General features: G+C 59.4%; 16 protein-coding genes and 1 tRNA gene. 8 read left to right on the forward strand and 9 right to left on the reverse strand.

Annotation, left to right across the window (positions count from 1 at the left end; all coding sequences use genetic code 11):
- Positions 1 to 23: 23 nt before the first annotated feature.
- Both nspC and speB read left to right on the forward strand, forming a co-directional pair.
- Complete coding sequence (nspC, locus tag ACR0FE_RS15990; RefSeq protein WP_480913845.1) at positions 24 to 1,193, forward strand: carboxynorspermidine decarboxylase; 1,170 nt, start codon at positions 24 to 26, stop codon at positions 1,191 to 1,193.
- Positions 1,190 to 2,032 carry an agmatinase gene (speB, locus tag ACR0FE_RS15995; protein WP_170615946.1) on the forward strand — a complete coding sequence of 281 codons (843 nt, stop codon included), beginning with the start codon at positions 1,190 to 1,192 and terminating at the stop codon, positions 2,030 to 2,032. The genes nspC and speB overlap by 4 nt, the downstream gene beginning before the upstream one ends.
- Before the next feature lie 40 nt (positions 2,033 to 2,072).
- Here the strand turns inward: speB and ACR0FE_RS16000 are convergent, their stop codons facing one another.
- Entirely contained in the window at positions 2,073 to 2,675 is a 603-nt protein-coding gene (locus ACR0FE_RS16000; RefSeq protein WP_170615944.1) for an HD domain-containing protein, read from the reverse strand.
- Positions 2,676 to 2,774: 99 nt separating this feature from the next.
- Between ACR0FE_RS16000 and ACR0FE_RS16005 the strand changes: the two genes are divergently transcribed.
- The gene (locus ACR0FE_RS16005) at positions 2,775 to 3,608 is read left to right on the forward strand and encodes a LysR family transcriptional regulator (protein ID WP_480913846.1); all 834 of its coding nucleotides are present in this window, start codon (positions 2,775 to 2,777) and stop codon (positions 3,606 to 3,608) included.
- 2 nt (positions 3,609 to 3,610) lie between these two features.
- Here the strand turns inward: ACR0FE_RS16005 and lptF are convergent, their stop codons facing one another.
- Together lptF and ACR0FE_RS16015 are read right to left on the reverse strand one after the other, a co-directional pair.
- A complete protein-coding gene (lptF, locus tag ACR0FE_RS16010; protein WP_480913847.1) occupies positions 3,611 to 4,753 on the reverse strand; it encodes an LPS export ABC transporter permease LptF in 1,143 nt (380 codons plus the stop codon).
- A 141-nt stretch (positions 4,754 to 4,894) separates the two neighbouring features.
- Positions 4,895 to 4,970, reverse strand: a tRNA-Trp gene (locus ACR0FE_RS16015).
- Positions 4,971 to 5,113: 143 nt separating this feature from the next.
- Here ACR0FE_RS16015 and ACR0FE_RS16020 point away from each other — a divergent pair.
- From ACR0FE_RS16020 to ACR0FE_RS16035, 4 genes are all read left to right on the forward strand, one after another.
- Entirely contained in the window at positions 5,114 to 5,812 is a 699-nt protein-coding gene (locus tag ACR0FE_RS16020; protein ID WP_170615939.1) for a DUF374 domain-containing protein, read from the forward strand.
- Positions 5,813 to 6,130: 318 nt separating this feature from the next.
- Positions 6,131 to 6,895 (forward strand): hypothetical protein, encoded by a 765-nt coding sequence (locus ACR0FE_RS16025; protein ID WP_480913848.1) that lies wholly within the window; start codon positions 6,131 to 6,133, stop codon positions 6,893 to 6,895.
- Between the two features lie 102 nt (positions 6,896 to 6,997).
- Positions 6,998 to 7,246 carry a hypothetical protein gene (locus tag ACR0FE_RS16030; RefSeq protein ID WP_480913849.1) on the forward strand — a complete coding sequence of 83 codons (249 nt, stop codon included), beginning with the start codon at positions 6,998 to 7,000 and terminating at the stop codon, positions 7,244 to 7,246.
- On the forward strand, positions 7,243 to 8,040 hold the full coding sequence (locus ACR0FE_RS16035; RefSeq protein WP_321249054.1) for a hypothetical protein: 798 nt from the start codon (positions 7,243 to 7,245) through the stop codon (positions 8,038 to 8,040). Before ACR0FE_RS16030 ends, ACR0FE_RS16035 begins: the two co-directional genes overlap by 4 nt.
- A gap of 27 nt (positions 8,041 to 8,067) precedes the next feature.
- Here ACR0FE_RS16035 and ACR0FE_RS16040 read toward each other — a convergent pair whose 3' ends face one another.
- The 5 genes from ACR0FE_RS16040 to ACR0FE_RS16060 all read right to left on the reverse strand — a co-directional run bounded on the left by ACR0FE_RS16040 (position 8,068) and on the right by ACR0FE_RS16060 (position 15,244).
- Positions 8,068 to 8,313 carry a MoaD/ThiS family protein gene (locus ACR0FE_RS16040; protein WP_170682168.1) on the reverse strand — a complete coding sequence of 82 codons (246 nt, stop codon included), beginning with the start codon at positions 8,311 to 8,313 and terminating at the stop codon, positions 8,068 to 8,070.
- The gene (locus ACR0FE_RS16045) at positions 8,306 to 10,561 is read right to left on the reverse strand and encodes a xanthine dehydrogenase family protein molybdopterin-binding subunit (protein ID WP_480913852.1); all 2,256 of its coding nucleotides are present in this window, start codon (positions 10,559 to 10,561) and stop codon (positions 8,306 to 8,308) included. Before ACR0FE_RS16045 ends, ACR0FE_RS16040 begins: the two co-directional genes overlap by 8 nt.
- A complete protein-coding gene (locus tag ACR0FE_RS16050; RefSeq protein WP_170615926.1) occupies positions 10,561 to 11,040 on the reverse strand; it encodes a (2Fe-2S)-binding protein in 480 nt (159 codons plus the stop codon). Before ACR0FE_RS16050 ends, ACR0FE_RS16045 begins: the two co-directional genes overlap by 1 nt.
- Positions 11,037 to 11,903 (reverse strand): FAD binding domain-containing protein, encoded by an 867-nt coding sequence (locus ACR0FE_RS16055; protein WP_480913854.1) that lies wholly within the window; start codon positions 11,901 to 11,903, stop codon positions 11,037 to 11,039. Before ACR0FE_RS16055 ends, ACR0FE_RS16050 begins: the two co-directional genes overlap by 4 nt.
- 128 nt (positions 11,904 to 12,031) lie before the next feature.
- Positions 12,032 to 15,244: a reductive dehalogenase gene (locus ACR0FE_RS16060; RefSeq protein WP_480913856.1), complete on the reverse strand. Its 3,213-nt coding sequence runs from the start codon at positions 15,242 to 15,244 to the stop codon at positions 12,032 to 12,034.
- A 73-nt stretch (positions 15,245 to 15,317) separates the two neighbouring features.
- Here ACR0FE_RS16060 and ACR0FE_RS16065 point away from each other — a divergent pair, with 73 nt between their 5' ends.
- A complete protein-coding gene (locus tag ACR0FE_RS16065) occupies positions 15,318 to 16,220 on the forward strand; it encodes a LysR family transcriptional regulator (protein ID WP_480913858.1) in 903 nt (300 codons plus the stop codon).
- Here the strand turns inward: ACR0FE_RS16065 and ACR0FE_RS16070 are convergent.
- The gene (locus tag ACR0FE_RS16070) at positions 16,211 to 17,062 is read right to left on the reverse strand and encodes a LysR substrate-binding domain-containing protein (RefSeq protein WP_480913860.1); all 852 of its coding nucleotides are present in this window, start codon (positions 17,060 to 17,062) and stop codon (positions 16,211 to 16,213) included. The two genes, ACR0FE_RS16065 and ACR0FE_RS16070, sit on opposite strands and share 10 nt — an antisense overlap.
- Between the last annotated feature and the right edge of the window lie 18 nt (positions 17,063 to 17,080).

Here is a 17,080-nt window from a genome sequence, read left to right on the forward strand (position 1 = left end):
TCCACCCCAAGGAGACGCCGGTTATGTCCGACATGATGACCACACAAGCCGGGGATGCCGGAGCCTTCCGCAACTTCGATCTCAGCCGCGTTCCCACGCCGTGCTTTGTGGTCGACGAAAAAGCCGTCGAACGGAACCTGAGCATCCTCGCCGATATCGGCACCCGCTCGGGCGCACATGTGCTGAGTGCTCTGAAAGCCTTCTCGATGTTCTCGCTTGCCCCGCTGGTACGCGAACATCTCGGTGGCACTTGCGCCAGTGGCATCTACGAGGCTCGGCTGGGCCGCGAGGAATATGGCGGTGAGGTCGCCACATTCTGCGCCGGGTACAAGGACGCGGATATCGACGAGATCCTGTCACTGTCCGACCACATCATCTTCAACTCTCCGGCGCAAAAGGATCGGTTTCTCGCCAAGGCACAGGCTGCGGGCGTTCAGGTCGGCTTGCGCATCAACCCGGAACACTCCGAGGGTGAAATTCCGAAATACGATCCCTGCGCCCCCTGTTCTCGGCTGGGAACGCCCGTCAGCCAGCTCACCTCGGAAACCCTGACCGGGGTTGATGGCCTGCACATGCACACGCTCTGCGAGCAGGGATTCGAGCCGCTGCAGCGCACGTGGGACGCCGTCGAACCGAAACTCATGCCGTTCATGGGGCAACTCAAATGGCTGAACTTCGGCGGCGGGCACCATATCACCCGCGACGACTATGACCGCGACGGGCTGGTCGCTTTCATGAAGGGCATCCGCGAAACATATGGCATCGATGTCTATCTTGAACCCGGCGAAGCCGTCGCACTGGACGCAGGCGTTTTGATTGGCGAAATCCTCGACCTGCCGACCAATGGCATGAACCTTGCGATCACCGATATCTCGGCCACCTGCCATATGCCCGACGTGATCGAAGCCCCCTATCGTCCGGCTTTGATGGATGAAGCCGAGGCTGGCCACACATACCGTCTGGGCGGCCCGTCCTGTCTGGCGGGCGACGTGATCGGCGACTACACATGGGACAAGCCGCTGGAGATCGGGCAGCGCTTCGCCTTCCTGGACCAAGCCCATTACTCAATGGTCAAGACAAACACATTCAACGGCGTGCCGCTGCCGACCATCGCGCTGTGGAACAGCGAAACGGACGAACTGAAAATCATCAAAAAGTTCGGCTATGAAGACTTTAAGGACAGACTCTCATGAGCATTTTCCTCGACAGTGAACTGACCGCCTCCGAGCGCACTGAAGATGCGCGGTTCCACGTGATCCCGGTGCCGCTGGAGCGCACGGTGTCCTATGGCTCGGGCACGGCCAAAGGGCCCGAAGCAATTATCGAGGCCTCAAATGAGCTGGAGCGGATCGTCGGCAGCGCTGAACCCTGCCTGCAGGGCATCTTCACCGAGCCGCCATTGGATTGCGATGCCTCGCTGCCGGAAATCATGGAACGCCTGGCCCAACGCACCGAAGCCGCAGTGCGCGCGGGTAAGGTGCCGGTGACGCTGGGTGGCGAGCATTCGCTCAGCTACGGTGCAGTCATGGGTGTTGCCCGTGCGTTGGGTCAACCAATCGGTATTGTTCAGGTGGACGCGCATGCCGACCTGCGCAACGCCTATCAGGGCGAAAAACACTCCCACGCCTCGGTCATGCATCTTCTGGCCGAGGAAGGCATCCGACTGGCCCAGTTCGGCGTTCGTGCCTTCTGCAAAGAAGAGGCCGAGAGCCGTGTACAAAACAACGTTTTTCACGTCGATGCCGAAGAACTGGTGACCGACAACATCCACGCCATCGACCTGCCCGAAGACTTCCCGGAACTGGTTTATGTCAGCTTTGATGTTGATGGACTGGACCCGGCGATCATGCCGGCAACCGGCACCCCCGTTCCCGGTGGGCTGGCCTATTACCAGGCGCTGCATCTGGTGGAACACGCGTTGAAGGGGCGAAAATGCGTCGGACTCGATGTGGTCGAACTGGCCCCCGATGGCGATGCCGCATGGGATTTTACCGCCGCGCAGATCGTCTATCGTCTGATGGCAAGCTGCTGATCGGTTCAGGCGGGCGGCTCAGGCCCGCCTGTCATTTTTCTTAATCAATTTTGCCGTCGTCCGCCGTCTCGTTCAATTCCATGTGGCCTTCTCCCTTGTTCAGAACCCGGCGCAACATGGGTTCAAAGAACTCCAGCGGTTTGGTCGGGTAATCGGGGTCGAAGGCGCACTGGTCGTATTCGTGGCAGAAATACCGGCAGTCTTCCCAGTACGGGCTGTCACGATACTTGTCGCGGGCGTTGCGGTCGCCACCCAGGAAGTGATTGTAATAATACCCCTGAAACACGCAGTGATGCTTGAGAATCCAGTAGGTTTTTTCGCTGACATAGGGCTTCATCATCGCCGCTGACAGCTCACCATGGTTGTAGGGGGACAGGATATCGCCTGTATCATGCACCAATGCAGCGATGACGATCTCTTCGTCGGCCCCGTCGTTATAGGCACGGGTCGCGGCCTGCAGGCTGTGTTGATAACGGTTTACAGGATAGGGCGTCCACTCTTCATCGAGCGAACGGATTGCATCCAGAATGCGATCCGGCAGAGCCGCGTTATAGGCGTCTTCGTATTCCATCACCGCCAGAAAATCTTCCTTGGTGGCGTTTTCGAAACTGGTCCAGGTGGGTTTGTGGCTTTTGTCCAGCATGGCGCGTCCTTTGGCTGAAGTTGCGCATCATGATAGTGCAATCCCTGTGGCCAAAAAAATGAATTGATTTTATCGGTTCGATCAAAAAATACTTTCGGCATGCAGATCAAAGCGCTCGAAACATTTCTGTGCGTTGCCGAGGTCGGAGGCTTTCACGCCGCGGCCCGCAAGCTGAACGTGACCCAGACTGCCGTCAGTGCGCGTATCCGCGCGATTGAAGATGAAACGGGAAAGCAACTGTTCAATCGGGGCGCGGGTGGCACCACACTGACTGATTTCGGGCGGCAATTCCGCCCTTACGCTGAACAGATGCTGTCGCTTTGGTCCTTTGCTTCACACGACCTGCCGTCTCAATCCCAGAACCGCATCGCCTTGCGGCTTGGCGCACAGCTGAGCATCTGGGATCCGTTGCTGGTTGATCTGGCCGTGCGGTTCGAACGGCAGTCCGGAAAACTGTTGCTGACGCTGAACTATGACCACGATCTGAACATGGTCGACGCTGTCGCGACGCATGTTCTGGATGCCGCCCTGACCCATGAAAAACCGGCCGATCCGCGCGTGGTGTTTCACGACTTGGGCACCGAGCGCCTGATACTTGTCCGAACCCGGGGCACGGCCGACACCGGCCAGGATCTGGTATTTGTCAATCTGGAATTGGGTGAAGTCTATCAGGACCACGTGAAATCCGTGGCCCGACAGGCGCCGGGGCAGACGATTTTTCTTGGCAATTGCATGATGGCGCTGCGCTATGTGTTGCGCCGGGGCGGAACCGGGTATTTCCCGCGCTACGTCATCGAAGACCACCTGCGATCGAAGGAACTGATCCCGATTGAGGGGGCACGTGACCTGTTACTGCCGCTCTATCTGGTGACCCGCCGTGATGGCGCGGGCATCGACGATATCCTGAGCTGCCTTGCCGATCTTCGCGGCTGAACTCAGGTGCCTGCCTGCGGCATTGTCTGGCTTTCGGTTCGCCGCATCACGACAAGCGGCCGGCCCGCAACAAACAGGAACATGCAGGAAATCAGGATGCCCCCGAAGGCCGGCAGATACAGCATCGGCCACATGGCAGGATCGGCGATGACAATGGGAGAGATAAATCCGCGAACACCCTCCAGCAGAATAAGGATGGTGAAAGCCCCGAATATCTGTGGCCAAAGGCCAAACCGCGAGAAACTGCCCAGCATCAGCGTGGAATACCCCGCCATCGCGACAGCAATACAGATCGCGATCCAGGAGAACCGCTGGTGCAGCTCCTCGATCATCTCACCCTGACTGAATCCTTCCGCTGCCGAGATTGCGTCCCGGTCATTGAGCAACTCGATTGTCGGAACCGCTTCGAGGCTGCGGTCGTTCATGCCGCGCGAACTGGTCAACCCGGATATGTCGTAAGACGCGTCCTGAAACAGGGTCGAAGACAACGTCCGGCCTTCACGGTCCAGGCGCAGCGCAATCCCGTCCAGCATCACAAGATGCAGACCCGCATCATTGTTGACCAGATACGCCGTCTTGCTGGAATAGCTGGCCGAGTTCAGTTTGTCGCGACGATCGGAAACAAACACTTCGTGCAAAGTACCGTCCAGATCAATGCTGCCGATATAGACCGTCACCGAAGCGGCCGGGTGCAGAAATTCACCCTCGTTCAGCAATTGCGCGGTAACGTCCCCGGCGACTTCGGCCTGCCGCTGCTCAAGCTGATCGACGGATGCTGGGCGCAGGAAGATGCTGATGACCGCCATCATCAGCCCGGCAATGACACCAAAAACCAATACTCCGCGCGCCAGCCGCCACGGGCTTGACCCGGTGGCCAGCATCACCGTCATCTCGCTTTCCCGACTCAGCCGGTTGGTGGCGTAGACTGCGGCAGCAAATACGGCCATTGGCATCACCGTGCGGATCAGCGTCGGCAGCGTCAGGGCCGTGAATTCAAGAAACACTATGGCCGACTGACCACCGCTGATTACCCGGTCAAACAGGCTGACTGATCGGGTAATCCAGAAGACGCCAACCAGAACCAGAGTGAAAAATCCGAACAGCACCAGCAACTGCCGCAGGAAGTAACCATCGAAACGCGACATGTATCCCCATCCCGGTGCGTTCTGTCTGCACGGGACAATAGGCCATTCATTCGCCGGAGGGAACAGCGATTGCCCGTGAAACTGAACCCGCACAAGGAAGGGTATCCCCAACCTGGGCTTCGTCGACAACATGGAAGGAAATGGCAGGGGCAGCAGGGTTCGAACCCGCGACCTACGGTTTTGGAGACCGTCGCTCTACCAACTGAGCTATACCCCTGTGGTGCGACCCAGATATGCCAGCCGCGCGGCGGACTCAAGAGGCTTTTTGCGATTCATCGTCAGATCACCCCGGGGACAAACAAGTTGCACAGAACGCGCAGTTCTTTAAGACAAGGTCTGGTCAGCAAAAGGATACAATACGTGAGCCTCCGCAAGAAAATCGCAGACAGCGAAGCCGTTCTCAACTGGGCGGCGCGGCGGATCGCCAGCTACATCCGGATGGTTCATCGCAACACGAACTGGCAGCGCCTCGGGTTTGAGGAAATGGACAAACTGGTGGAACAGGGTGAGCCGGTGATTGTTGTGATGTGGCACCAGCGGCTGACGCTATCGCCCTACCTCTTTCCATTGGACAAGGGACGGGTTTGTACCATCACGTCGGCCGCGCGCGCCGGCAGCATGGTGGGCCGGGTGCAAAAGCTGTTCGGATTGGACTCGATCGCCATGACCAGCCGGAAACGCCACGTCGCCTTGTCGCGCGAGGTGCTGGGGATGATCAAGCAAGGCATTTCGATTGGCATTGCCGCCGACGGTCCGCGTGGGCCCGAACGGGTGTTGTCGACCGTGCCGCTGGTTTGGGCCCGCACCTCGGGTAAACGGGTGTTTGGCATTACCTTTTCTACCCGCTACGGGCGCGAGGCCGGAACGTGGGACCGCATGCTGCTGCCCCGCCCCTGGCGCAATCAGGGCGTTTTCCTGTGTCGGGAATGGACCGAAACCGTCCCCCGCAAAGCCAGTGAAGAACAGATCGAAACGCTCAGGCAAAGCCTTGAGCACCACATGAACGATATCACGGCAGAAGCGGACCGGATGGTCGGGCGTGAACCCTGGCAGGGTTAACAGCCAAGCATCAATTCCAGCCAAAACAACCGGACTTCAACTGCTTCGAACAAGGTGTAGTTGATTTGTCTTCTTGCAACAGTCATTTCGAACGGCAGGTTTCGCCGGTACTGCATTCTCGCAGCGGTTGAAATTTTCAATTAACGTCGGTGCCGAATCACGAGATACGACACCATGACTGATTCAAAGCAAAAGCAAGATTTTTCAGAACGAATACAACGCATTCAGCAGAAACACGGCACCCCTCCGCCACCGCAAGTCCAAACAGAAGCTCCGCCCAGTGAACCGGCGCCGAAAGGTCATAATCTCCGCAACGCGATGATCTGGGCCATATTGGCGGCCATGGCCGGGGTTGCCGGGTTCCACGGCCTGATGATGTTCGACGAGTGGAAACTGTCGCAAGCAGCGGCCCCAGACAACCAGCCGGCCCCACAGCCACAACCCAAGCCTGTGCAGGACGTTCGCCAGATCACCGATCAAGGCTGGAGCATTCCCAGCCCGGGTCTGGCAACTGCGGGCCGGGGACAATTGACCGTGTTGGATGTGGCGACGGGCTTTGAATCTTCAGTGAAGGACGCCCCACCCAACGTGCTGATCCCTTTTGCCGTTAACTCCAATTGCACCTTCAAAAGACCGCAGCCGAATGATGTTGCCTATAACGTGCGCATGGAGACCGGCACGCTGCTGACAACGACCCATGTGTTCTCGAACCGGGCCATCGCAAATGCACTGATCGACCAAATCAAGGGTGTGCAGGTTTCGGAAAAACACTATCAGAACGGATCCCGGGCGCAGGGACGGATGTTTGCCGTGGACGTGTTTGTCACGGACACGTCGGCACCCGTCTATCTGGTGCTGCAAAGCTTCCGCCAGAACGTGATCTGGAACCTGCAACTGGCCAGGGGTGTCACCCTGTCGCATGTCGCGATGATCGGCGAGAACTCGGGTCTTGTGGTGCCGGAACAGGACATGCCGCTCGAGGCAATCAGGATCAGCGACTTTGTAACGAACTTTGAATTTGGCGCGAATGATGACCCGGGGCCTTGCATGGTTGCACCATGGCGAAGGCCACAGGTGCATTAGCCCGCGCAGACCAAGGCGGATAACGGAAATGATCTGTACACGAACCAAATTTACAGCTTCAACACCGGTTACCGCGCGTTTGACGCATGGTACCGGCAGGTCATGGGTGTGCCTGCGGACACCAATGTAACAGCCCCCCACAGTGCGGCCCATGTCCTGGTGGGCGACCTGCCGGACCAGCCAATCGAATATCGCAGCATGGCCGGACGTGATGTCTATGTCTCGGAAAACGACTTTACGCTGATCGGAGATGACACGTTTGAGGACACGCATATCATGCTGCTGACCGCCGCGGTCGGTGGTGACCTTGCGCTGCTTGATCCCGCGCCGCAGGAGGTTTCCCGGCAATGAAACTGATAGGTACGGCCCTGACTCTGTCGATCCTCGCCCTACTTGCGGTTTGGTATCTGCCGACGATGTACTGGGGCTATCAAATCAGCCGCGCGGTTTCACAGGCGCAGTCCGGCGACGACGCGGCGTTTGAAACCGTGGGTGAACTTGCCGAAGGCCCACCACTTGTTGCCTGGCTGCGCAACAACAAGAAGCTGAACGCAGCATTCAACCCCACGGACCTGACCACAGGCCGCTATGTGTCATACAAGCTGGAAATGCCGTTTGAGGCTTTGCTGAAGCCCGGAGAAACCCTGCCAGAGCCGGATTTTCAGGAACTTTATGCCCATGCACGCGCGCCGCAAACTCTGGCGGGATACTGTTTCGAAGTACTGGGCAACCTGGGAACAAAATGTGATGTTTCCAAATCCAACGCCACGCTTTCACGGGATGGAACCGTCAGGATCATCGGAAACCTGCAATATGTCCCGGATTACGAAACCGGCGATCCGTCAGTCGTCAAGAACGGCGAACTCATCTCGGCCCGGGTGCGGCTGATTGGTGGCCGCGATCTTCACAACACTCTGGGCAACCGCGCAGAGGTGTTCGAAAAGGTACGCAAAATCTGTACTGAAATCCGCACCTTGCTGGGAAACTGCATTATTTCTTCGATCAGTTTCGAAATCACCCCACGGGACGGCGTTCAAATTCTGCGGGCCTCGGCCCGTTTCGACGCCTTCGCCGACAGCACGCAATATCGACGCGACTCTCTGCAATCCGCCGTGGATCAAATAGCCGAAGGTCTAGTGAACTGATCGTTGCCCCTTCCGGGTCAACCTCGCTTAGCCGCCACGCAGGCGTTGCATCAGGTAAATCTCGCTGCCTTCCGGGATCGGTTCGGTCAGTCCCGAGGCGATGACGCGGCCGTCGATGGCGATCGACACACCGGCATCAATCGGTGCCTGCAATTGCGGATGCGCGCGAACAAGTTCGCGCAGCAGCTCGCCGGTGGTTGTGGCCTGCACCTCGACCACCTGCTGGCCCCCGGTCAGAGACCGGAGGCCGGACCAGAGGTGGACTTCAACCATTGTCCTTGAGCGCCGCCAGAATGCGGGGCGGCGACATTGGCAGTCGCTTCATCCGCACGCCCGCCGCATTGGAGACAGCGTTGGCGATGGCCGCGAGCGGCGGCACGATGCCGGTCTCGCCCACGCCGCGCACACCGAATGGGTGGCCGGGGTTGGGCACTTCGACAATCACCGTGTCGATCATCGGCAGATCACTGGCCACAGGAATGCGATAGTCGAGGAAAATCGAGTTCTGCAGCCTGCCATCTTCGCCGTAGATATACTCCTCGTTCAGCGCCCAGCCGATGCCTTGCGCGGCACCGCCCTGATACTGACCTTCCACGTAAGTCGGGTGGATGGCCTTACCGGCATCCTGAATGACCGTATAGCGCGTGATCGCGGTTTTGCCGGTTTCCGGATCGACCTCGGCATCGACGATGTGGGTGCCAAATGACACGCCCGCCCCTTCCGGAGTGGCTTCGAAATGCCCCGAGATCGGACCACCGGTCGCACCCATATCTGCGGTGATATCGGCCAGCGGCATTGGATCGAAATCGCCTGCGTTCGGACCCGAAGGCACGGCACAGCCGTTTTCCCATTTCACCGCATCGACCGGGATACCCCATTTGGCCGCCGCGCGTTCACACAGACGTTCCACAGCGTTTCTGGCTGCCTTGATGGTCGCCAGCCCGCTGGCATAGGTCACGCGCGAGCCGTGGCTTACGTCATTGTAGCCCAGCGTCGCCGTATCCGCGACGGTGACACGAATGTTCTCGTATGGGATACCCAGCACTTCGGCCGCCATCAGGGCCATCGACGCACGCGAGCCACCGATGTCAGGTGTGCCGACCATAACCTGGGCCGAGCCGTCCTCGGACAGCGCAAGCGAGACGCTGGTTTCACCACCGTGATTGAACCAGAACCCGCACGAAATGCCGCGCCCCTGCCCCGGTTTCAGCGGTGCCGAATAGTGGGGATGGGCCTTGGCCGCCTCAAGTGTTTCGACCAGACCGATACGTTCGTAAGTCGGGCCATAACTGGCTTTGGTGCCTTCGTGCGCCGCGTTCTTCAGACGCACGTCCACCGGATCCAGCCCCAGCTTTTTGCACAGCTCATCCAGCACGGATTCCACCGCAAAGGCCCCCATGGGCGCACCGGGCGCGCGATAAGCGGCTTGTTTCGGACGGTTGGCCAGAACGTCATAGCCGACCTGACGAACATTGGTCAGGTTGTAGGGCGCAAAAGCGCACATGGCGGTCATATCCCCGGGCGCTCCCGGAAAGGCACCGCCCTGCAGTCGGAAGATACCTTCGGCCGCCGTGATCGTGCCGTCTTTCTTCATGCCGATTTTGATATCCATCGACGCGGACGAGGTCGGGCCGGTAGCTCGGAACACCTCAGAGCGGCTCATTACGATCTTAACAGGCCGGTTGGCCTTGCGGCTCAGCGCCAATGCAACCGGTTCGATGAACACGGTGGTCTTGCCACCAAAGCCACCACCGATTTCCGAGGCGGTCACCCGCAGCTGCGCCGTTTCAATGCCTAGCAGCGTGGCGCAGTATTTCTGCGCGTACCAATGGCCTTGCGTGCAGCACCACAGCTCACCCTTGCCGTCACTGCCCAGAGATCCAAGGCAGGCGTGCGGTTCGATATAGCCCTGATGCGTTGCCTCAGTCACAAAACTGTCTTCCAGGATCAGATCCGCCTCGGCAAACCCGGCCTCGACGTCGCCATGGCCGCTTTCGTGATATCGCACGACGTTGGGGTGCATCCCTTCGGGCACGGAATAGTCCGCAGCCCCTTCGCGGATTACCGGCGCATCAGGGGCCATCGCCTTGTCCACATCCGTGACGTGGGGCAGCACTTCGTACTCGACCTCGATCAGCTTGAGCGCATCGCGCGCAGCCAAAGCCGACGTGGCCGCAACCGCCGCAACAGCGTGACCATCATAGAGGGCCTTTTCACCCGCCATGACGTTTTCCAGCACGCTCCAGAATTCGCCTTCCAAACCGGGCTTGAAGGGCACATCCGCGAAATCGGCCCGGGTCACAACGGCTTTGACGTCCTTCAGCGCCTCGGCCTTCGATGCGTCGATCTTCACGATCCGGGCATGCGCATGAGGGGAACGCAGGATCGCGCCGTGCAACATCCCGGGCGCATAAGCATCGGCGCCAAACCGGGCCCGGCCCGTCACCTTATCCAGACCATCCGGCCGGTCAGGACGGGTACCCACGAAATTGAATTCGGATTTCCGATCGTCGAGTGCCATTACGAAGCCTCCCGCATCTCAGCTGCCGTATCCATCACGGCACGAATGATCTTGTCATATCCCGTGCAGCGGCACAGGTTGCCCGCCAGCCAGTACCGGGTCTCCTCCTCGGTCGGGTTCGGGTTCTTTTCCAGCAGGGACTTCGCCGCAACCAGAATACCCGGCGTGCAGATGCCACATTGCAGGGCGGCGTATTCGATGAATTTCTTCTGCAGCGGGTGCAGAACATCGCCATCCGCGATACCTTCGACGGTTTCGATCTGCTTACCTTCCGCCTCGACACCCAGCATCAGGCACGAGCATACCAGACGGCCATCAACCGTGACCGAGCACGCGCCGCAATCGCCGGTGCCGCAGCCTTCTTTGGCGCCGGTCAGGTTCAGCTTATCACGCAGGCAGTCCAGCAGGGTTTCGCGGGGATCACACAGGTATTCAACCGCGTCACCGTTCACGGTGGTGGATACGTGTAACTTGCTCATGCTTGCTCTCCCTTCGCGCGGGCATAGGCGATTTTTGCGGCGCGCTTTGCCAGAACACCCGAAACTTCGGTGCGGAATTCGATTGTGCCGCGTTTGTCGTTGATCGGATTACAGGCGGCGGATGCAGCCGCAGCCAGTGCATCAAGCGCGGCGTCGTCCAGAGTGGTGCCGATGATGGCCTTGGCGCAGTCTTCGACCAGCAGAACGGTCGGGGCCACCGCACCCAACGAAACACGCGCCTCGGTGATCTTATCACCATCCAGGCGCAGGTTCACGCCGACGCCGACGACGGCGATGTCCATCTCGGTACGTGGAATGAAGCGCAGATATGCGTCTCCACCGTTGTCTCCCCGCGCCGGAATGTGGACCGCGGAAATCAACTCGCCTTTGGCCAGCGAGGTCTTTCCGGGGCCGACAGGAATATCTTCGACCGCGACCTCCCGCATGCCGCCAGGACCGGTCACGGTCACCGTGACACCGGCCGCTACCATGGCCGGCACGGAATCAGCCGCAGGCGAGCCATTGCACAGGTTGCCCGTCAAAGTCGCGCGTCCCTGTACCTGGGTGGAGCCGATCAGATCCATTGCCTCGACCACGCCGGGCCAGTCGCGGCCAAGTTCGGGGTGCTCGCTCATTTCGGCACCGGTGGCGGCGACGCCCAGGGTCCAACTGCCATCGGCGTTTCGGGTGATGTCCCGCACCCCATTGATTTTTTTCACGTCGATCAGTGTATCGGGGGTCACCAGTTCCGAACGCAATTGCACCAGTACGTCGGTGCCGCCTGCAAGAAACCGGGTCGTGCCCGTTGCATTCGCTGCCAGCGCCGAAGCTTCTTCGAAACTGTTGGGGCTGTGATAGTCCATTTGTTTACCTCGCACCTGTGGATCAGGATTAACTGGGGTTTGAACGGGACGTTAGTGCAGCAACCAGGTGGCGTCCATGGCCGGAACGACCAAAATTTAGGTTTCCCAAAGTCGTTTTTGAACAATTGTCAGAGGTCAATCTCGATCACGCCATCCGCATTCGCGGCGCGGCTTTGGCATAAAATGATAGCTCCTTCGCGCTGCCGGTTCGACAACACAAAATCACGATGCTCAATTTCGCCCGAGATAACCCCGCATTTGCAGACCCCGCAAATGCCGTCGGCGCATTTCACATCCACATGAATTCCCGCCTCATTCAGAACCTGCGCGGCATCCTTGTCCGATGGGACGGTCAGCTCCCTGCCTGACTTTGCTAGCTTCAGAATGAACGGATGGTTTTCGTATTCGGGTTGCTCGGGAACCGAGAAATACTCCAGATGCCGGGCGTCTTCGGGAAAACCCTGTCGTTCTGCCGCTTGTATCACGCCGTCCATATATCGATCCGGACCGCAGGTATAAACGTGCCATCCTTCCTGATAATCAGACAGGATGACATCCAGATCGGCCCGGGTGTTTTCGTCTGAAAAATGGTAGTGCACATGATCGCCCCAGGGCGCTGCGGCAAGGTCCTGCAGGTATCCAGCGTCCGCCCGCGTACTGGCGGAATAGTGCAGCTCGAAGTCTCTGCCCAGCGCGTGCAGCCTGTGCGCAAAGGCAATCATCGGGGTGATGCCGATACCGCCGCCCATCAGGAACGTCTTGCTGGCAGTCTCATCCAGTTCAAAGTGATTGATGGGTTTTGAAATGAATACCTTGCGCCCCTTGCCGAAGATACGGTGCAACAGCGCCGAACCGCCGCGCCCTTCATCTTCGCGCAGGACGCCGATCTGATACGTGGTCCGGTCAGCAGGATCGCCCGACATGGAATACTGACGCAGAAATTCCGGGGCGACCAATACATCCAGGTGTGCGCCGGCAGTCCAGTCCGGCAAAGGCGTACCATCCATGGCCGAAAATTCGTATTTCGTGACATCCGGAGTCATCTTGTCGACCCTGGTCAGTTCAACCCGCATCACCGGTGCGTCTCCGGCAATCTTATAGCGGTGAACCACACTCATATCCCCGGCAGCTTTGCGCGCCTTGTACTCGTCTGCCGAAACCAGAGCGTCATAGGCGGCGATCCCGGCCTCGCGGTCCATCGCGAACGGATAGGGCCATGGGTGCGGGGCCAGGTAAGCCGGGTAGACGGCCAGCGTCTGATCCTCGTATTTCAGGTCCAGATCCTTTTGCAGGTCACGCCGGTTCAGGGGATGGGTCGAAGGGCGATAGGCCCCGTCCGCCTGCAGCTCGATATCCCACCACCATTTCTTGGTGTCGTTCAAACCGCCATTTCCGACCGCGTCGTCCAATCGCGCCAAAACGGGTGCGGCGGATGGGATGTTCATCGCTGCCCAGCGGAAAGGGCGTTCGCTGAACAGGCCTTCAAGGTTCCAAGGGCAGGTTTTCATGCACCGCCCGCACATGGACCCGCCCGGTGTCGTGATCCGATAGGTGGCGCATTTCTGGCTGTCAGATTTCCAGATTTCATAGCCGTTGAACATCAGTTTCGGTCCGGCAGTGATCGCCCCCGAGGGACACTCGCGCGCGCATTTGTTACAGGACTCGCAAAAGCTTTGCAGGCCAAAGTCGATGGGCTTGTCGTGGCTCATCGGCATATCTGTCGTTACCACGCCCGATTTCAGACGCGGGCCCAGATAGGGGTTCAGGATCACCTCGCCAATGCGGCTGACTTCGCCCAACCCCGACAGCAACAGCAGAGGTGGCTGAAGCACTTCGCCATCCATCACCGTATGCGCCTTGGCCTTGTAGCCCAGATTGCGGATTTGCTGGGCAATCACTCCGCCCAATAAGGAAAATCTAAGATACGCACGCATGGACTGGGCGACGCTGATCCAATCGTCACCGCTGGCGCCCTCCATCGTCTCATACCCTTGGTCAATGATCATGCTGACGGCCTGATCATGGGGCGGGTCGATGACTTCGCCGGTTGCGTCGTGGGAATACCAGGCCCAGTCCGGGCATCGGCTGAGACCGACCGCGTCGACCCCAAGATAGTAGGACGCCGCCTTGATCTTCGCCGCGTTCCGCTGCGCATCTGTTGGATTGCGTCCTTCGGCGCTGTCGCCATCCTGCAGCAGAACGAAGGCACCCAGCGCGCGCCTTTGTGCGAAGCTGGGCGCGGATTTGCGGACATAGTGCCCGCCTTTGGCCGCGTCCTGCAGGGGCTTGCCCATATCTCCGAATTGCGCGCGGGCAAACATGTCCGCCCGTTTCGGCACGCGGGCCACGTTTTCTTCGTCAATGTATGTGGTTGGATCGTCGACACGCGTCAGCTTTTCGAACGGATGCGCGCCATCTACATAGCGGCGCTTGGCATACGGGTCACGGTTCAGCGCACCTTTGGCGAAACCTGCACCCAGCCACCACGCGGGACCCTGAGTTTTGAACCACGGTTGCCGCGCCATGGGCTTCAGGGGCCTGTCATGGGCGATCTTCATCTCGGTGGTGATTGCAGCCAACCCGAACCGTTTGCCAAGCCAGGGGGCGACAAGCGCGCCGTCCTCGGCCGTGACCAGCCCCGCGGCAACGGCCAACCTGTTCAGATCCACCTCGGACGACATGTCCGTGTGCGCCCGCGCATCAAACCCGAGCAATCGGATATAGTTGGCAATCACCACCGCGTTTTCGGTCGACAAAAGGCAGGCACGATGGTCCTGTGCATCTCTGATCCACTCTGTCCCCGGCTCATCCGCGTCCGGGTCGCGATGATGTTCGTACAGGAAAACAATCGCATGTCGGTGAGCGTCTATCGAGCCGGTCTCCGCCTCCATGCTTTCCTTCAGATCCGCCATGATCACATCGATGCCCGAGGCCAGCGTCTTGGTCTGGCGCGTTCTCAGGGCGTGGGCCAGCCGGTCGATGTCGCGATTTCTCCGGGGTTCGGGCAACAGCGCCTCAGTCGGCAGCGGTCCGCATCCGATCATTGAGGCATCATTGAAATAGCCAAACGCCTTCAGATGATTGGCCCGCTGCAACGGGCTGTCCGGAATTCCCGCAATCGCGGGGTTCACGAACCCGTCACGGATAGCATCCATCATGGCCTGAAATTCGCCCATCGCGTTCACGATGCTTTCAGGCTGGTCGGGGCGGTGAAAGCTGAGCTCTTTCATCGGCGGCACAAGCGACAGATCCGGAAGGTTGTCCTGCCGGGCCAACCGCTCCATTGGGTAAGCCCCCATATGGACGGGTCGGTTCTTGTCCGAGAAAAAGCGTATTCCCATTCGCGCCTCCTGATCTGAAAGCTGCCTATCCTGCCGTGGACAGTAAATCCATTCATGAATAATCATAGATTGTATGAGCAAAACTGATTTTATTGATTTGGATGGCAAGGTGCTGCGCATCTTCCTGACAATACTCGAGGAAAGCTCGGTCTCGAAGGCGGCCGACCGGCTTGGCGTTACGCAATCCGCAATCAGTCATACACTGGCGAAGCTGAGACTGGTGTTGAACGATCCGCTGTTCATTCGTTCAGGCCAGGGCCTGACCCCGACCGAGCGCGCCTTGTCCCTGAAAGAGCCGGTTCAGACGCTGCTCGACGATATGCGGGCCCTGACCCACGAGCGCCCATTCGATCCCTTGTCCGAAGAAATGGCGTTCCGTATCGCCACCAACGACATGCCGCGCGAGCTGATCTTTCCCGAACTGCTGCGCGCCAGCCGCGCGGACGGCATTCGCGTTGAACTTGGTTTTATTCCGTCAGGCGTTCCCGACCCCGACCTGCTGCGCGGTGACAGGTGCCAACTGATGCTGACGCCGCTGCCGCCGGACGGGCCGGACATCATTCAGAAGCTGTTGATCAGCAGCCCGCTGATGATTTTCTATGACGGCGCGATGCGAACGCCTCCGGACAGTTGGCCCAGCTATTGTCAGGCGGAACATGTCGAAGTGCGGTTTGCCGATGGGCGCAGTTCGCGCGCGGTGATGCGCGGCGTTGATCAGTCGCAGATCAGGCCACCCACCGTGGCCCTGCCGCATTTCAACGCTATTCCATCTTTCGTGAAAGGCAGCGATCTGATCTCGACCGACACGGCGCTGATGAAACAGGGGCCGTTGTCTTCGCTTGATTGCGCGCCGCTTCCGTTCAGCTGCGACCCGGTTTCGATCTACATGGTCTGGCACCAACGGTCGACCAACGACCCCGCGCATCGGTGGCTGCGAAACCGGATCGAAGCGGTCGCGGCAAGGCTTCAGGTCTGAGACAACAGCCAGTCGCGAACCAACCCGACCAGTTCAAGCTGTCGTGGAATGGCAGGTGCCACGACGTGAAACCCCATATCCCCGATCAGAACATCCGGCAGTGCTTGCACAAGACGACCGGATTCCAGTTCCCTCTCTACCAGCGGCGCGTTTGCCAGCGCGATCCCCTGCCCCGACATCGCCGCATCGATGGCAAGGCTGGTCTGGCTGAAACTCATCATCCGGGGTTTGCCGGTTACTCCGACACGCTCAAGAAAAAGCGGCCAGAGTCCGTGCGTATCGTTCAGCAGGACCTGGCCCAGAAGATCACGCGCAGCCCTCACATTCCCTGCCAGGTCCGGACTGCAAACGGCGACGAACTCGGTCGAAAACAGGGGTGTTACGACCAGCCCGGGCCCGAAAGGTGCGCGACCCTGCCTGACGGCGATGTCCACATTGTCGATCCGGAAATCTGCCAACCGCTCTCGGGCGTCTACCTGAACCGAGATGTCGGGGTGCAGGTCCGTGAATGTGTTCAGGCGCGGGACCAGCCATTTCGACGCGAAACTGGGTGTAACCGAAATGGTGATCTGTCTTTTGCCGGCCAGGTCATTGACGGCCTCTTCGATAAGCTGGAAGGCCCGTTGCAGCGGTGCGTGAAACCGCCGCCCCGCTTCGGTAAGGCGCAACCCGCGTGGCATGCGGTCGAACAGTTTTTCCGCCAACCGCGCCTCCAACCCGCGCACCTGCTGCGCGACCGCGCCTTGTGTAACGCCGAGTTCATCAGCGGCGCGTCGAAAGTTCAGGTGTCGTGCCGAAGCTTCAAAAGCCCGCAATGCATTCAACGGAGGTAGAGCGGCCATCGCAATAACCAGTAGATT

The organism is Ruegeria sp. K7 (assembly GCF_056531785.1).

What these genes read in the sequence shown, in the direction of transcription:
- ACR0FE_RS16035 (WP_321249054.1), top strand. Translation starts at nt 7,243, where the DNA reads ATGAAACTGATAGGTACGGCCCTGACTCTGTCGATCCTCGCCCTACTT.
- ACR0FE_RS16000 (WP_170615944.1), bottom strand. Translation starts at nt 2,675, where the DNA reads ATGCTGGACAAAAGCCACAAACCCACCTGGACCAGTTTCGAAAACGCC.
- lptF (WP_480913847.1), bottom strand. Translation starts at nt 4,753, where the DNA reads ATGTCGCGTTTCGATGGTTACTTCCTGCGGCAGTTGCTGGTGCTGTTC.
- ACR0FE_RS16050 (WP_170615926.1), bottom strand. Translation starts at nt 11,040, where the DNA reads ATGAGCAAGTTACACGTATCCACCACCGTGAACGGTGACGCGGTTGAA.
- ACR0FE_RS16005 (WP_480913846.1), top strand. Translation starts at nt 2,775, where the DNA reads ATGCAGATCAAAGCGCTCGAAACATTTCTGTGCGTTGCCGAGGTCGGA.
- ACR0FE_RS16065 (WP_480913858.1), top strand. Translation starts at nt 15,318, where the DNA reads ATGAGCAAAACTGATTTTATTGATTTGGATGGCAAGGTGCTGCGCATC.
- ACR0FE_RS16055 (WP_480913854.1), bottom strand. Translation starts at nt 11,903, where the DNA reads ATGGACTATCACAGCCCCAACAGTTTCGAAGAAGCTTCGGCGCTGGCA.
- ACR0FE_RS16070 (WP_480913860.1), bottom strand. Translation starts at nt 17,062, where the DNA reads ATGGCCGCTCTACCTCCGTTGAATGCATTGCGGGCTTTTGAAGCTTCG.
- ACR0FE_RS16060 (WP_480913856.1), bottom strand. Translation starts at nt 15,244, where the DNA reads ATGGGAATACGCTTTTTCTCGGACAAGAACCGACCCGTCCATATGGGG.
- ACR0FE_RS16045 (WP_480913852.1), bottom strand. Translation starts at nt 10,561, where the DNA reads ATGGCACTCGACGATCGGAAATCCGAATTCAATTTCGTGGGTACCCGT.
- ACR0FE_RS16025 (WP_480913848.1), top strand. Translation starts at nt 6,131, where the DNA reads ATGATCTGGGCCATATTGGCGGCCATGGCCGGGGTTGCCGGGTTCCAC.
- nspC (WP_480913845.1), top strand. Translation starts at nt 24, where the DNA reads ATGTCCGACATGATGACCACACAAGCCGGGGATGCCGGAGCCTTCCGC.
- ACR0FE_RS16040 (WP_170682168.1), bottom strand. Translation starts at nt 8,313, where the DNA reads ATGGTTGAAGTCCACCTCTGGTCCGGCCTCCGGTCTCTGACCGGGGGC.
- speB (WP_170615946.1), top strand. Translation starts at nt 1,190, where the DNA reads ATGAGCATTTTCCTCGACAGTGAACTGACCGCCTCCGAGCGCACTGAA.
- ACR0FE_RS16030 (WP_480913849.1), top strand. Translation starts at nt 6,998, where the DNA reads ATGGGTGTGCCTGCGGACACCAATGTAACAGCCCCCCACAGTGCGGCC.